The sequence below is a fragment of the Aquicoccus sp. genome (assembly GCF_041686535.1).
GTDB lineage: Bacteria > Pseudomonadota > Alphaproteobacteria > Rhodobacterales > Rhodobacteraceae > Aquicoccus.
On record NZ_JAWLDS010000082.1, the window covers coordinates 1 to 14,221 of the forward strand.

The window sequence follows — 14,221 nt, forward strand, 5'->3', positions numbered from 1 at the left end:
AAATCGAGGAACAGCGCCTGCTGCTGGCCGTAATATTCCGGGTCGCAGGTGGCGAACTCGCGGCTCCAGTCGATGGAAAGGCCCAGCGGCTTCATCTGCCCGCGCATGTCGGCGATGTTGCCATAGGTCCAGTCCTTGGGGTGGCCGCCACTGGCCATCGCCGCGTTCTCCGCCGGCATCCCGAACGCGTCCCAACCCATCGGGTGCAACACGTTGAACCCGTTGGCGATCTTGTAACGCGCGATCACGTCGCCCATCGTGTAATTGCGCACATGCCCCATGTGGATGCGCCCCGACGGATAGGGAAACATCTCGAGCACATAGTATTTCGGCTTGCTCTTGTCCCTCGCGGCGCGGAACACCCCGGCCTTGTCCCAGGCGTCCTGCCATCTTGCTTCGATCTCGGCGGCGGAATAGCGCGTCATCTTGTGGGCCTTTTTCACATGGTCTTTGGCCGGGGTGATAGCGGTTTTCACCCGCGAATGGAAAGCCCATTCCAGTCGGTTTGACCCCCGCCCCATGTCCCAGGCGCCGCACCCGGCCGCGGGCAGGCGCCTCCACGGGTCGCGAGGGGCAGATTATCCCTCACTGTATTTCAGCGATTGCCGGCGGGCCGCCCCAGCGGTCGGACCGGCCCGGACTATTCCAAGGTCCAGCCGTCATGCTCGATGCGGATGATGCGCGCGCTGCCATTCTCCACGCGCAAACGCACCACCGCCCGCTGCGACCGCCCGAAGTTGCGGAAATCCACGTTGACCGTGATCATGCCGCGAAACACCGGTTGCTCGGCATCGAGCGCGACCCGGAGATCGGAAATCCCGGTATCCTGCGCGTCGAAAAGCGGATCGGCGTCGGGGTGCCTGTTCGCCAGTTCGCGCGCCAGCGACCCGGTGAAGAACTGTCTCGCGCGGTCGTCATGCACGGGGCTGGTGACGCTTGCATCACTCAGGCTTCGCATATGGTCCCGGTAAAGCGCCTCGACCCGGTCGCGCGCCATGCGCAGAACGGGGTCACCTTCGCCGTCCGCAGCCCCGGCCGCGCCCGGATCTTCCTCGATGTATCGCTGCGATACCCAGCCTTCGACGCTGAAATCGGGGCTCCGCATCAGGCACCAGCGCGGCGGCAGGGATCGCCGCTCTTCCTCGCTCAGGCCGTGATAGATACCGGCCGGCAAGAGCGGCACGCAGGTGATCTGGATCAGGCCGCGCGCATCATGGTCGAAGGTTCCGATCACCATGTAGTCGGTTCCCGGACCCATCCGCGCATTCAGGCTGTCATCGGGCGCCACGCCCACCACGCGCCAGGCATCCGGCCCGTCGGCCTCGCCCAGAACCGGCCCCGTCCCGCACAGGGCGGCGACCATGACCGCAAGTGCCCGAACCTTGCCTGCGAGCCTTCTGCGCCTGCCTGGCACCGCCCTGGTTTCCCCGCTGATTGCCAATTCCAACTCCATGGCCTTGCTCATTGAACTCCGCGCCCCCGGTTCGAAAGAACCGGGCCGTGCCCGGCCATTTCTGCCCGAACAGGGCCTCATTTCAAGGTCTTTCCATGACAGTTCTGGGGCGCTCCGCCATCCGGCACGCCGTTTCCGGGTTGCCACCCTTCTGACGGTGGTTCGCCGTCGGCGAAAACCTGCCGAGGCGCGAGGGGCAGATCCTGCATCGCGATACCGTCACGGGCGCGGCACCCGACCACGAGATGATCAAGGCAGTTTCGCCCGCGACACGCGAAACATGGACGGCCGTGACCGGCGCGGTGCGCCGTGGCTTCGGCACCGGCAACCCCTGCCGCCCACATTCATCGCTTGACGGAAAGACCCCGGATCAAGCCTACTCCGACCAGCCGATGCCCGGGGCGGTAGCGGCGGAACCGAAGCGGAAAATCGACCAGGAAAATACCCGGAACCTGCTCAGATCACCCCGACACCCTCTCGCATCTTGCGGCGCTGCCCCATGGCCGCGCCCGGAACCAGGCAAGAAAGGACAAGGACTCCCTCATGCTCATGCCGAACCTGTTTCGTACCGTGTTGACAACCGCTTTGCTGGCCGGGCCCCTGGCGGCGCAGGACAGCGCCGAACATGCCAGCGTCATTGTTTTCGACGCCTCGGGCTCGATGTGGGCACAGCTCGAAGATGGCAAATCGCGGATCGAGATCGCACGCGAGGTGATGGATGGTTTCGCGGATGAGCGCGACGCCGACGGGCAGATCGGCGTGGTGTCCTACGGCCATAACCGCCGCGGCGATTGCGGCGACATCGAAACGGTGCTGCCGGTCGGCCAACATGCCGGGTCCGACCTTGGGGCGACGATCCGCGCATTGAACCCGCGCGGCAAGACACCGCTGACCGACGCGATGGCGCAGGCGCGCGACCTGCTGCCGCGCACGGCCGAATCGGCCGATATCATCCTGATCACCGACGGGCTGGAAAACTGCGGCGGCGATCCCTGCGCACTGGCCGCCGAGTTTGCCGCCGAGGGCATCGACCTGCGCGCGCATGTGCTGGGCTTCGCCCTCGAAGAAAACGAGGTGCAGACCCTCTCTTGCGTGCCCGAACAGACCGGCGGACAACTCTTCACCACGCAATCGGGCACGGAACTGGCGGCGGCGCTGACCGAAGTGGCGGAGATCGCCCCTGCCACACAATCCGTGACCCTGGCGGCGATCGACGCGCGCGACGGCACGCCCCTGCCCCGGGCCACCTGGAACGTGGCCGAGGACGAGACGGGCGAGACCGCATTCGACGCGCACGACGGCGGCAGGGTCACGCTTGAACTAATGCCCGGCGACTATGCCGCCGATGTCCGCGCCCCCGGGTTCGAGGGGATGGCGGAGTTCACCGTGCCCGAACGCGACGCGCCGCCGGTCGAGATCGAGATGGAAAAGACCCGCGCAACCCTCCTCCTGCGCGCCGAGAACGCAGACACCGGCGCAACCCTGCAAGGTGTCGATTGGGTCGCGATCAACCTCGAAACCGAAGAGCAGGTCGAGGCGGCCACCGAAAACGAGGAATACCTGCCGATTCTGCTGCCCCCGGGGGACTACCGGATCGAGGCGTCGCGCGATGACATGGCGGGCGCGGCCTCGGTCAGCGCCACGCTGGAGGACGACCCGCGGATCGATGTCGCCCTGGCCGCGCCGGAGGTCGAGATCGACCTCGCGGCCCCCGCCGAAGTGCGGGCAGGGGTGTCGTTCGATGTCACCATCGACGGGGCGAACAGCGAAAAGGATTACCTGGTCCTCGCACCTGAAGACAGCGCCGAGGAGGTCAGCCGCTATCAGCGCATGGACAATCGCGTTGGCGGCGATGGCACGCAAGAGATCACGGCACCGTCCGATCCCGGTGATTATGAATTGCGCTATCACCTCGCACGCGACAACACCATCGCAGCGCGCCAGCCCCTGACGGTGACACAGGCCGACAGCCTCATGACGGCCCCGGACGAGGTGCGCCCCGAGACCGCGTTCGACGTCACGGTGGGCGGCGGCATCTCGGGCTACGTGGTGATCGTCGAAGAGGGCCGCGCCCCGGATGACATCGTATCGCGCTATGACCGCATGAAGAACTCGGTCGATGGCGACGAGGGCACGATCACGCGCACGGCGCCCGAGACGCCCGGCACCTACCTGCTGCGCTATCACGCCGGCGATGACCAGCGCGTGCTGGCCGAGCAAACGATCCGCGTCGCGGAATGACCGCACCCCGGAGCGGTCCCGGCAATGACCCGGAGAGAATGGCCGCGGGAAAGACACCGCCATGCGCACCGGATCGCCATGAACGCAATCGAAAAACTTCAGACAGAGCGTCAAAGGCTGGTGGCACGGCTGGCCGAGATCGACAAGATATTGTGCCAGTACGAAGAGCTCCAACGTATTGCGGAAACCTATCTTGCCGCTGATGACACACATACGTCGCTTGCCGATTCGGGCGCGAATCTTGTTGAGATGACAAAGCCGCAAGAGGCTCATCATAGCGACCGCACGGGGAATGTGGTTCACGAAACAAGGCGCAAGACATCAATGGACGAGTTTGAGCGTGTCGTAGTTGATGTGCTTACGGAAGCAGAAAGTCCACTTAATCGAGCCGCTCTTTACAAGGCGCTCGTTGATCGCGGCGTGGTTATCGGCAGCTCGAATGAGAATGCGGACCTGAATACACTGTCTGCACGTATGTCTCGAATGAAAGAGAAGGTAGTTAACGTGAGTGGCTATGGTTACTGGCTTAAGGATCGGCCATTCCTTCGAGGTGGCTATAAGCCAGAGGGAGCAAATGACACGCCGCCCTTGGATATTAGTGGCGACGAAAATCTGAATTGGTAAGGGTATACGTAGCGCCTTTCGATTGCCTAAACACGTACTCGGCGGCATCATCCGTGCCATTTCGACAACCTATGTACTACGCAAGGACGGACGATCTCTTCAACCATGCCTGCGGCGTTACACTCATCAAGTTGAACAGGCGGCAAAGGCTTGACCTTCCTTTTAGGGGCGAAATTGTCACCGTCGCTGTGCTCTATCGAAATGTCGCTGAAGGGTTCATCCCAGGAAAGGCGAAGGGCTTTGCAGCCTGCCGCCCAGCGGTTAAAGAGTTCAGACACGTATTGAGATCAGGCCAGAATGAAATACCTTTTCATCCACCAGAATTTTCCCGGCCAGTTCAAGCACCTCGCGCCCGCGCTGGCCGCCGGGGGGCACGAGGTCGCGGCCCTGACGCTCCGGGTCAAGGAGGCCCGCGACTGGAACGGCGTGCGCCTGCTGCCCTACGGGCTCGATCGCGACTTCGGACAGGAACTGCATCCCTGGCTGGTGGATTTCGACACCAAGATCACCCGCGCCGAAAGCTGCTATCGCGCCGCCTGCGCGCTGCGCGACGGCGGCTTCACCCCCGATGTGATCATCGCCCATCCCGGCTGGGGGGAATCGCTTTTCCTGCGCGATGTCTGGCCCGAGGCCCGAATCGGCATCTATTGCGAGCTTTATTACCGGCCCGACTATCCCCATAGCGGCTTTGACCCCGAGTTCGACGGCCCGCCCGATCCGACCCGCGCGCTGCGCCTGCGGATGAAGAACCTCAACAACCACATGCATTTCGCCATTGCCGATGCCGGCCTCAGCCCGACCCGGTTCCAGGCCGACACCTTTCCCCCCGCGTTCCGCGACCGCATCACCGTCGGCTTCGACGGGATCGACACGACCCACCTCGTGCCGAACGAGAATGCGTCGCTCGCGTTCAAGAGCGGCCTGACCCTCTCGCGCAAGGACGAGGTCATCACCTTCGTGAACCGCAATCTCGAACCTTACCGCGGCTATCACGTCTTCATGCGCGCGCTGCCGCGCCTGCTGCGCGAACGGCCCCGCGCGCATGTCCTGATCGTCGGCGGCGACGAGGTGAGCTATGGCCCCCGCCCGCCCGGCGGAAAGACCTGGAAACAGATCTTCATCGACGAGGTGCGCAGCCGGATCCCCGACGCCGACTGGGCGCGCGTCCGGTTTCTCGGCCGCATCCCCTATGACCGCTTCGTGACCCTGCTGCAGCTCAGCCGGGTGCACGTCTACCTGACCTATCCCTTCGTGCTCTCCTGGTCGCTCTTCGAGACGATGAGCGTCGAAGGCGCCATCGTGGCCAGCGCCACCGCCCCGGTCGAGGAACTGATCACCCATGACGAGACCGGCCGCCTTGTCGAATTCTTCGACGGCGACGCGCTGGTCGATGAGGTCTCGCTGCTGCTCGATGACCGCGCCATGCGCGAAAGGCTGGGCAAGGCGGCACGCCGCCACGTGGTGCGCCATTACGACCTGCAAGGCATCTGCCTGCCGCGCCAGTTGCAATGGGTCAGGGATCTTGCCGCGATGGAGCCGCGCCGGCCCGATTCGCCCGTGCTTTAGGAAAGGCGTTCAGAACCGCCGGTCCTCGATCCGCAATTCCCGCGCCCGCGCCAGGATCGCATCCTCGATGGCGCGCTGGGTGCCCGCCGCAACCGGTCCGCCCCGCGTGGCCAGCGCCACGGTGAGCGAGCGCGCATCGAGCGCCGGGTCCTTGATATGGACGGTCGCGCGATAGGCCTGCCCGCCACCCGGCGGCGTGCCATAGCCGGTCACGATCACCCCGGTGAACGGGTCGATCGACTCGATCGGCAGGAAGTTGAGAACATCGAGCGACGCATTCCACAGGTAACGGTTCACCTTGACCGTGGTGCCCGTGTCCTCGCGCTTGAACAGGTCCCAGACCGAGGTCTGGCCGACCTGGCTCATGCCTTCACGCCCTTCCAGAACCGGTTCGGCCGCGTCTTCCTCGGAATCCACGTTGTCACGCGCCCCGCCAAGGCCGACCTCGCCGAAGATGCCGCCGCCACCGCCGCCGCCGCAGGCGGTCAGCGAAAACGCCACCAGCCCGGCCATTAGGAATTTGAAAGCGCTCGAATGATGCATGTTACCGCCCGGATACCGCCAAGAACCTGCTTTTCCTCACCGTCCTACCCAAGCCCCGCCGCCGGGGCAAGGATTTATGAACATTCCTGCCTGTAACCTGCTAACCTGTCGCGGCGCGGCGGCGGCCCGTCCCTGGCAGACACCATGGCCACCATGGCGCGAATCCGCCCAACGTGACCCGCCACGGGGCAAACTGTGGCAAAGCTGCACCAATTATCGTCACATTGCCCGCCGCCCGCGCCCCATGCTTGCAAACACCCCCCGTTTGGAGCGAGACACTTGCCATACCCAATGCGGATTCCCTGCTTTGGGCCTATGACTGGAAAACCGAGGGAAACAACCATGAAAAAGATTCTCTTCGCAACGACCGCACTCGTCGCCTCCGCTGGCGTCGTTGCTGCAGACGTTTCGTTCAGCGGCTACGGCCGCTTTGGCGCCATCAGCATCGACACCCCTGGTCCCGATGTTGAAGGCATCTACACCCGTCTTCGCCTGCAAATCGACATGACCACCGAGGCCGACAACGGCCTGACCTTCGGTGCCCGTCTGCGTCACCAGCAAACAACGGTTGACGGTGCCGGCTACAACGGCGCCGGCTTCAACGGCGCGCGCTTCTTCGCACGTTCCGGCGGCCTCGAAATCGGTGTCGGCAACACCTTTGGCGCCATCGAATTCATGCCCGGCGTCTACATGGCCACCCAATCGGCCGATATCGGCCTCTCGGGCCACGGCTTTGACAGCCTGGTGACCAACACCTCGCAAAAAGGCTACTTCGGCTGGGATGCCTACTCGTCCGGTGGTGCTGGCCGTGACGGCGTCGAAGTGATGTACTCGGCTGGCGACTTTGGCGGTCACCTGTCCTACTCGAACACCGGTGGTGTCGAGCGTACCGCGATGCACGGCAGCTACAGCTTCAACGACTGGACCGTTGCACTGGGTTACCAGGATTCGAGCGTTGCCACCGAGGACAAGGTTGTCCTGACCGTTGGCGGCAACATCGGCCCGGCAGCCGTGACGCTGGCCTATGCTGACAACGACGGCATCGGCAAATTCGCCCTCAAGGGCGGTGTCGAAGTTGGTGCAGCCACCCGCGTTGACGCCTTTGTCAGCTCGGAAGATGGCAACGCCGGTGGCGAAGCCTACGGTCTCGGCGTGTCGCACAACCTCGGCGGCGGTTCGTCGCTCGAAGCTGGCTTCACCCGCAACGACATCACCGACACCAACGCGGTTGACCTTGGTATCCGCTTCAACTTCTGATCCCGGAAGTCAAAGCGACCCAAAGGGAAAGGGCAGGTCTTCGGACCTGCCCTTTTCTTTTTGCCCAGAGTGGTGTTTCTTGCGCCCAGACTGCAAAGGGACGAACCATGCCGCTTTCCGACATCCAGACCCGCATCGCCAAAGCCGAGGCCGCGGCCAACCGCGCCCCCGGCTCGGTCAATCTCATCGCCGTCTCCAAGGTGCAGCCCGATGAGCGCGTGCGCGCGGTGCTGACCGAGGGCCACCGCCTCTTCGGCGAAAACCGCGTGCAGGAAGCCGCAGGAAAATGGCCCGCCTTCCGCGAAGAGTTCGAGGGCGTCAACGTCCACCTGATCGGTCCCTTGCAAACCAACAAGACGCGTCAGGCTTTCGAGCTCTTCGAGGCGATCCATTCCGTCGACCGCCCCAAGCTGGCCAGGACCATCGCCCGCATCGCCCAGGAGGAAGGGCGCTGCCCTGATCTCTTCATCCAGATCAACACCGGGGAAGAGCCGCAAAAGGCGGGCGTGCTACCGTCGGACGCCGATGCCTTCATCAAGGATTGCCTGTCGATGGATTTGCCGGTTCAGGGCCTCATGTGCATCCCCCCCTTGGACGAGGAACCCAGCCTGCATTTCGCCCTGCTGGCCAGGATCGCGGAACGCAACGGCCTCACCGGTCTATCGATGGGCATGAGCGACGATTTCGAAACCGCAATCGCGCTGGGCGCGACCCATGTTCGCGTCGGATCGGCGATTTTCGGGGAACGGGTGGCGGGATGATCCGCCGGGCATATTCGCGCCCGCCCCGCCGAGGCGGGACGGGCGCTGCCCGATGCTTCGCATCGGGCAATTGGGCATCTCAACTCGCCGGATTTAACCCGATCTCAACCAATCTGAACAAAACCCTGCGCCCGCTCGGTTAACCCCGCGAAATCCGCGACGCCCGGCAGCCGGGTGGCAGCCGGGAGTCATACGCAAATCACCCCCCCAATCAGGCCGCGTTAACCATCGGCATCATGTCGCCAGTGTCTCCGGCACGATCACCCGCGTTCCCGGCTCCACGCGGCGTGCAATCCACCTCAGGTCGGCCCGCGAGAACGCGATGCAACCCGCCGTCGGATAGCCCGGCCTCCGCCATTGATGCAGGAAGATGGCCGAGCCTTTTCCGGCTTCTGCAACAGGATAATTCCAGTTTGTTATCAATATGATATCGTAAAGCGCATCGCCCCGCCGCAACCGCTCGTGGCTCTGCGGATAGGGCGCGCGCACCAGTTGGTTATACGCTGCATCGCCGCTTTCATCCGACCAAAGATCGCCCACTCGGATGGGGTCCGCCCATGGCGCAGGGCGCGTCACACGGTCCGGCCGATAGAGCATCCCCACGATCCGATGCACCCCCGCGGGCGTTGCCCCGTCGCCTTCGCGCTTGTCCTTGCGAATCCCGCCAAACCCTTGGGAAAAAGGGATAAATCTCCCCGTGAACCGCAGCCCCCGCCGGGTCAGCACCATGTCCGCCGGGCTCAAAACAGGTGCCCCGACTTCACCGCCTTGGTCGCCAGATAGGCCCGGTTATGCACGTTCTCGCCCACCTTGAGCGGCACCCGCTCGGCCACCGCGATCCCGTTGGCCTGCATCATGTCGATCTTGCGCGGGTTGTTTGTGAGCAATCTGACAGATGAAAAACCCATTGATTTCAGTATGGTAGAACCGATGCGGAAATCCCGCTCGTCATCCTCGAAGCCCAGCCGGTGATTGGCCTCGACGGTGTCGAACCCCTGATCCTGAAGCGAATAGGCCCGCATCTTGTTGGCCAGCCCGATTCCCCGCCCCTCCTGGTTGAGGTAGAGCAGAACCCCTTCCCCCTCGGCCCCCATCTGCGCCAGCGCCCCGCGCAATTGCGGCCCGCAATCGCATTTGAGACTGCCCAGAACATCGCCCGTGAAACAGGCCGAATGCAACCGCGCCAACACAGGCTTGTCACGAGAAGGTCTCCCAATTTCAATGGCATAGTGCTCCTCCCCACCATCCTCGGGGCGAAAGATATGCAAGCGTCCTGCCCCCGCCGCCTCCATCGGAAGCCGCGCCGCGACGACCGGGTGCACGTCGCTCACCTGCTCCAGAACCGGCCCGGCCAACCCCGCCTGGACCACCGTCAGGCTGTTGGCCAGCGCAAAGCCCGCCGCGTCCTGCAACGCGAGCACCACCGCCGACGGCAAGAGCTGCGCCGTTTTCACTAGCCGGATCGCCAGCCGATGCATCCCCGCATTCCCGCCCCGCTCGGAAAGCAATGGACCCTTCATCGGCGTCTTGAGGTCATCCGCCGGATCCGCCACCGCCAGCACCCAGTCGAGCCGCACATCCGGCGGCAGCACGATCCGCGCCAGATCGCCGTCATAAGCCCGTGCTTTCAAGGTCTTGGCCCGCCGCGCCGTGATCGCCAGAACCGGCGATCCGCCCAGCGCTCTGAGATCCGCCAGCCGTTGCGCATCCATGGTTTCCGCCGCCATCACCAGAACCGCCGCCCCGGCGTCGGCGATCACGACCGGCACGCCCATGCGCAGATCGGCCCGGGCCCGGGCCAATGTTTCAATGATGTCTGGCGCGAAGCTCATGAACTCGTCCTTCTTTCGTCCCGATCTAGGGGAATCCGCCGCAATATGAAACATTTGCGCACGCGATTACACGTCGGCGTGAGAGAATTGCAGCATACCTTGTTCAATCCCGGTTCCTCCCTCATGTGTTGAGCATGCGAACGAGGAGGCCGAACCATGGCACAGCTCAAGAAGATTCTGCTGGTCGATGACGACGACGATCTGCGCGAGGCGCTGAGCGAACAGTTGATAATGACCGAGGATTTCGACGTTTTCGAAGCGGGCAATGGCAATGACGCGATCCGTAAGACGCGCGAGGGCATATTCGATCTGGTGATCCTCGATGTCGGCTTGCCCGATACGGACGGGCGCGAATTGTGCAGGGTCATGCGCAAACAGGGCGTCAAGGCCCCCGTGATCATGCTCACCGGCCATGACAGCGACGCTGACACCATCCTCGGCCTCGATGCGGGCGCCAATGACTATGTCACCAAACCGTTCAAGTTTCCGGTACTTCTGGCCCGCATCCGGTCGCAGTTGCGTCAGCATGAGCAATCCGAGGACGCGGTGTTCCAGCTTGGGCCCTACACGTTCAAGCCGGCGATGAAGATGCTGATCACCGAAGACGATCGCAAGATCCGGTTGACCGAAAAGGAAACCAACATATTGAAATACCTTTACCGGGCCACCGAAGGCGTGGTCCCGCGCGACGTTCTTTTGCACGAGGTCTGGGGCTACAACGCGGGCGTCACGACCCACACGCTCGAAACTCATATCTACCGCTTGCGCCAGAAGATCGAGCCCGATCCTTCGAATGCCCGTCTCCTCGTGACCGAATCCGGCGGTTATCGGCTGGTTGCATAAATACCACAGGTTGAGCTGTCTCACGGAATACCCGACTTATTTGCGCCATGTCAAAGTTGTATCATTAACTTGTGAATACGATTTACGCATCCCGTTGCATGTGCGGGTCATCGCATGCACCTCCCTGTTGGACTGGCCCGGGTCTCGACCCGGGCCTTTTTTCAATCAAGTACGGCCTTCCTATCGCATGGCGGGACAGGGACAGGCCAAGGCACTCCGGATGTCCTGATCAGGCGGTTCCCGGCATCACCTCTCGATCCGGTCACAACCGCAAAATCGGTTCTGGTCACTCTTTCATGCCCGCGATAGCCTGCACGCCACGAACGACAGGAGACCCGGAAAAATGGCCTTTACCCTTGCGACATGGAACATAAATTCGGTCCGCTTGCGCGAACCGATCGTGCGCAGGTTGCTCGAGGAAGAGGCCCCCGACATCCTCTGTCTGCAGGAATGCAAGAGCCCGGTCGAGAAGATCCCGCTCGAAGGGTTTCGCGCGCTTGGCTATGGTCACATGATCGCTCGCGGGCAAAAGGGATACAACGGGGTCGCCATACTCTCGCGCCTGCCCCTCGAGGACGTGGGCGACAAGGATTTCGCGGATCTCGGCCATGCCCGCCACGTCGCCGCACGTCTGGAGAATGGCGTGATCATCCACAATTTCTATGTGCCGGCCGGTGGCGACATCCCCGACCGGGACAAGAACGAGAAATTCGGCCAGAAACTCGATTACCTGACCGGGATGCGCGACTGGTTTCATTCCGACCGCCCCGAGAAATCCATTCTGGTCGGCGATCTGAACATCGCCCCGCGCGAAGACGACGTCTGGAGCCACAAGCAATTGCTCAAGGTCGTCTCTCACACCCCCATCGAGGTCGAGCACCTGGCCGAGACACAGGACGCAGGCAAATGGGTCGATATCACGCGGCAGGATATCCCCGACGGGAACCTCTATTCATGGTGGTCCTACCGCGCCCGAGACTGGGATGCTGCCGACAAGGGTCGCAGACTCGATCATGTCTGGGCCACGCCCGACATCTCGAATGCTGGCCATTCGTCGCGCATCCTGCGCGCCGCGCGCGGTTGGGAAAAGCCATCCGATCACGCGCCCGTTTTCGCCATGTTCGACATCTGAACCCCGTCGCCCGAGGTGGAATCGGCAAAACCGTATCCGGACCTTGCAACACAGGCGCAGATACATCATCTAACGGGCAACCCCGAACCCGGAGGACAGCCACATGGAAATTGATCTTACCAAATCCGCCAACACCGCCGAGCACGTCTTTGACGTGACCGAGGCCAACTTCATGGAAAAGGTCGTCGAGGCCAGCAAGGAAGTGCCGGTGATCGTCGATTTCTGGGCGCCCTGGTGCGGCCCCTGCAAGACGCTTGGCCCGGCACTGGAAGAGGCCGTGAACAAGGCCCGTGGCGCAGTGAAAATGGCGAAGGTCAATATCGACGAGAACCAGATGATCGCGGGCCAGCTTAGGATCCAGTCGATTCCCACCGTCTATGCCTTCTGGAACGGCCAGCCGGTCGACGGGTTTCAGGGCGCGGTGCCCCCTTCGGAGATCCAGAGCTTCATTGATCGCGTGGTCGAGGCCGCCGGTGGTGATGCGTCGGGTGGCCTCGACGAGGCGGTCGCCGCGGCCGAGGAAATGCTCGCCGAAGGCGCGGCCGTCGATGCCGCCCAGACATTCGCCGCCATCCTGCAAGAGGATCCGCAAAACGCCGCCGCCTATGGTGGCCTTGCGCGTGCACATATCGCGATGGACGATCTCGATCAGGCCGAAGCGATCCTCAATGGCGCCCCCATCGAGATTTCGAAGAAACCCGAACTCGAGGCCGCGCATGCACAGCTTGATCTCGCACGGAAAGCCACCAATGCCGGCCCTGTGGATGAGTTGAAAGCCCGGGTCGAGGCCGACCCCGATAATCACCAGGCCCGGCTCGATCTTGCTCAGGCCCTGCATGCCAAGGGCGAAGTGCAGGAAGCCGTGGACCAGTTGCTCGAATTGTTCCGGCGCGATCGCGAATGGAACGATGGCGCTGCCAAGCAATTGCTTTTCACGATCTTCGACGCCCTCCCGCCTCAGGATCCGATCGCACTCAACGGTCGTCGCAGACTGAGTTCGATGATCTTTGTGTGATGGCACCTGCCGCGCTATGATACCGGCATGAACCCCGATATGGACCTGCCCAGAACGATTCCGGTCTTTCCGCTCACCGGGGCATTGCTTTTGCCACGCGCGCGACTGCCCCTTCACGTATTCGAGCCGCGCTACCTCGCCATGCTCGATGATGCGCTCAAGACGCCCGAGCGGCTCATCGGAATGATCCAGCCGAACGAAGGTCCGGGCCGCGAGGGTCCGGGCCTGATGAAGATCGGCTGCGCGGGCCGGATCACGCAATTCTCGGAAACCGAGGATGGGCGCTACATGATCACGCTTTCCGGCATCTCGCGCTTTCGCGTCCAAAGCGAGGTCGAAGGCTTCACACCCTATCGCCGCGCCAATGTCAGTTGGGACGGCTTCGAGCGCGACCGCGGTCCCATGGATCGCGATCCCGGTTTCGACCGCACGGGATTTCTGGGTCTGCTGGGTCGCTATTTCCAGGCGCGCGGACTTGATACCGATTGGGATACTCTGAAAGATGCCGATGACGAATTCATGATCAATTCACTCTCGATGCTTCTTGATTTCGAACCCGAGGACAAGCAGGCCCTGCTCGAAGCGCCTTCTCTCTCAACCCGGCGTGAAACCCTCGTCACGCTCATCGAGTACGCTCTCCACGGCGGTGACGGCGAGGATCTGATGCAATGACCGACATGCCCAAAAGCGAATTTGACCGTCATATGCTCGAAGCTCTGGTCTGTCCCCGCACGCACAGGCGGTTGGACTACGATGCCGAACGGCAGGAACTGATCAGCAAATCCGCCGGTCTCGCCTATCCGATCCGCGACGGCATCCCCGTGATGCTCATCGACGAAGCGCGCGTGATCGAGCCTTAGGGCGCAACGACCTGGAACTCAACGCATCAATTCAGGCAATTCTCCGGTCAGGCCGGCCGCTTCGCGCAGGAAACCACGGCGAAGTCCGGGCATG

The 14,221-nt window shown here is 62.9% G+C and carries 15 protein-coding genes; 10 read left to right on the forward strand and 5 right to left on the reverse strand.

Annotated elements, in window-relative coordinates; translation table 11 throughout:
- The coding region (locus tag ACESL9_RS14030; protein ID WP_372675018.1) for a class I tRNA ligase family protein at window positions 1–425 on the reverse strand (425 nt) is incomplete at its 3' end.
- 215 nt (window positions 426–640) lie between these two features.
- The gene (locus ACESL9_RS14035) at window positions 641–1,465 is read right to left on the reverse strand and encodes a hypothetical protein (protein ID WP_372675019.1); all 825 of its coding nucleotides are present in this window, start codon (window positions 1,463–1,465) and stop codon (window positions 641–643) included.
- Window positions 1,466–1,996: 531 nt separating this feature from the next.
- Between ACESL9_RS14035 and ACESL9_RS14040 the strand changes: the two genes are divergently transcribed.
- The 3 genes from ACESL9_RS14040 (at window position 1,997) to ACESL9_RS14050 (ending at window position 5,884) form a co-directional block, all read left to right on the forward strand.
- Window positions 1,997–3,694: a VWA domain-containing protein gene (locus tag ACESL9_RS14040; protein WP_372675020.1), complete on the forward strand. Its 1,698-nt coding sequence runs from the start codon at window positions 1,997–1,999 to the stop codon at window positions 3,692–3,694.
- A 78-nt stretch (window positions 3,695–3,772) separates the two neighbouring features.
- The gene (locus ACESL9_RS14045; RefSeq protein WP_372675021.1) at window positions 3,773–4,318 is read left to right on the forward strand and encodes a hypothetical protein; all 546 of its coding nucleotides are present in this window, start codon (window positions 3,773–3,775) and stop codon (window positions 4,316–4,318) included.
- Window positions 4,319–4,615: 297 nt separating this feature from the next.
- Window positions 4,616–5,884, forward strand: coding sequence for a glycosyltransferase (locus ACESL9_RS14050; RefSeq protein WP_372675022.1), 1,269 nt, complete (start codon window positions 4,616–4,618; stop codon window positions 5,882–5,884).
- Between the two features lie 9 nt (window positions 5,885–5,893).
- On the opposite strand, the gene ACESL9_RS14055 is transcribed toward ACESL9_RS14050, so the two are convergent.
- Window positions 5,894–6,427 (reverse strand): DUF3576 domain-containing protein, encoded by a 534-nt coding sequence (locus ACESL9_RS14055; protein ID WP_372675023.1) that lies wholly within the window; start codon window positions 6,425–6,427, stop codon window positions 5,894–5,896.
- 342 nt (window positions 6,428–6,769) lie between these two features.
- Between ACESL9_RS14055 and ACESL9_RS14060 the strand changes: the two genes are divergently transcribed.
- Window positions 6,770–7,684, forward strand: a complete 915-nt coding sequence (locus ACESL9_RS14060; RefSeq protein WP_372675024.1) for a porin — start codon at window positions 6,770–6,772, stop codon at window positions 7,682–7,684.
- 107 nt (window positions 7,685–7,791) lie between these two features.
- Entirely contained in the window at window positions 7,792–8,445 is a 654-nt protein-coding gene (locus ACESL9_RS14065; RefSeq protein WP_372675025.1) for a YggS family pyridoxal phosphate-dependent enzyme, read from the forward strand.
- Window positions 8,446–8,679: 234 nt separating this feature from the next.
- Here ACESL9_RS14065 and ACESL9_RS14070 read toward each other — a convergent pair whose 3' ends face one another.
- Together ACESL9_RS14070 and ribA are read right to left on the reverse strand one after the other, a co-directional pair.
- Window positions 8,680–9,189, reverse strand: a complete 510-nt coding sequence (locus tag ACESL9_RS14070; RefSeq protein ID WP_372675026.1) for a L,D-transpeptidase — start codon at window positions 9,187–9,189, stop codon at window positions 8,680–8,682.
- The gene (ribA, locus tag ACESL9_RS14075) at window positions 9,186–10,277 is read right to left on the reverse strand and encodes a GTP cyclohydrolase II (protein WP_372675027.1); all 1,092 of its coding nucleotides are present in this window, start codon (window positions 10,275–10,277) and stop codon (window positions 9,186–9,188) included. The genes ACESL9_RS14070 and ribA overlap by 4 nt, the downstream gene beginning before the upstream one ends.
- A 156-nt stretch (window positions 10,278–10,433) precedes the next feature.
- Here ribA and ACESL9_RS14080 point away from each other — a divergent pair, with 156 nt between their 5' ends.
- The 5 genes from ACESL9_RS14080 to ACESL9_RS14100 all read left to right on the forward strand — a co-directional run bounded on the left by ACESL9_RS14080 (window position 10,434) and on the right by ACESL9_RS14100 (window position 14,127).
- Window positions 10,434–11,120 (forward strand): response regulator transcription factor, encoded by a 687-nt coding sequence (locus tag ACESL9_RS14080; protein ID WP_372612005.1) that lies wholly within the window; start codon window positions 10,434–10,436, stop codon window positions 11,118–11,120.
- A gap of 343 nt (window positions 11,121–11,463) precedes the next feature.
- Window positions 11,464–12,252 carry an exodeoxyribonuclease III gene (locus ACESL9_RS14085; protein ID WP_372612003.1) on the forward strand — a complete coding sequence of 263 codons (789 nt, stop codon included), beginning with the start codon at window positions 11,464–11,466 and terminating at the stop codon, window positions 12,250–12,252.
- Window positions 12,253–12,355: 103 nt separating this feature from the next.
- Window positions 12,356–13,267 (forward strand): thioredoxin, encoded by a 912-nt coding sequence (trxA, locus tag ACESL9_RS14090; protein ID WP_372612001.1) that lies wholly within the window; start codon window positions 12,356–12,358, stop codon window positions 13,265–13,267.
- Window positions 13,268–13,294: 27 nt separating this feature from the next.
- The gene (locus ACESL9_RS14095) at window positions 13,295–13,939 is read left to right on the forward strand and encodes an LON peptidase substrate-binding domain-containing protein (protein ID WP_372611999.1); all 645 of its coding nucleotides are present in this window, start codon (window positions 13,295–13,297) and stop codon (window positions 13,937–13,939) included.
- 5 nt (window positions 13,940–13,944) lie between these two features.
- Window positions 13,945–14,127 carry a Trm112 family protein gene (locus ACESL9_RS14100; protein ID WP_372612023.1) on the forward strand — a complete coding sequence of 61 codons (183 nt, stop codon included), beginning with the start codon at window positions 13,945–13,947 and terminating at the stop codon, window positions 14,125–14,127.
- The last annotated feature ends 94 nt before the right edge of the window (window positions 14,128–14,221 follow it).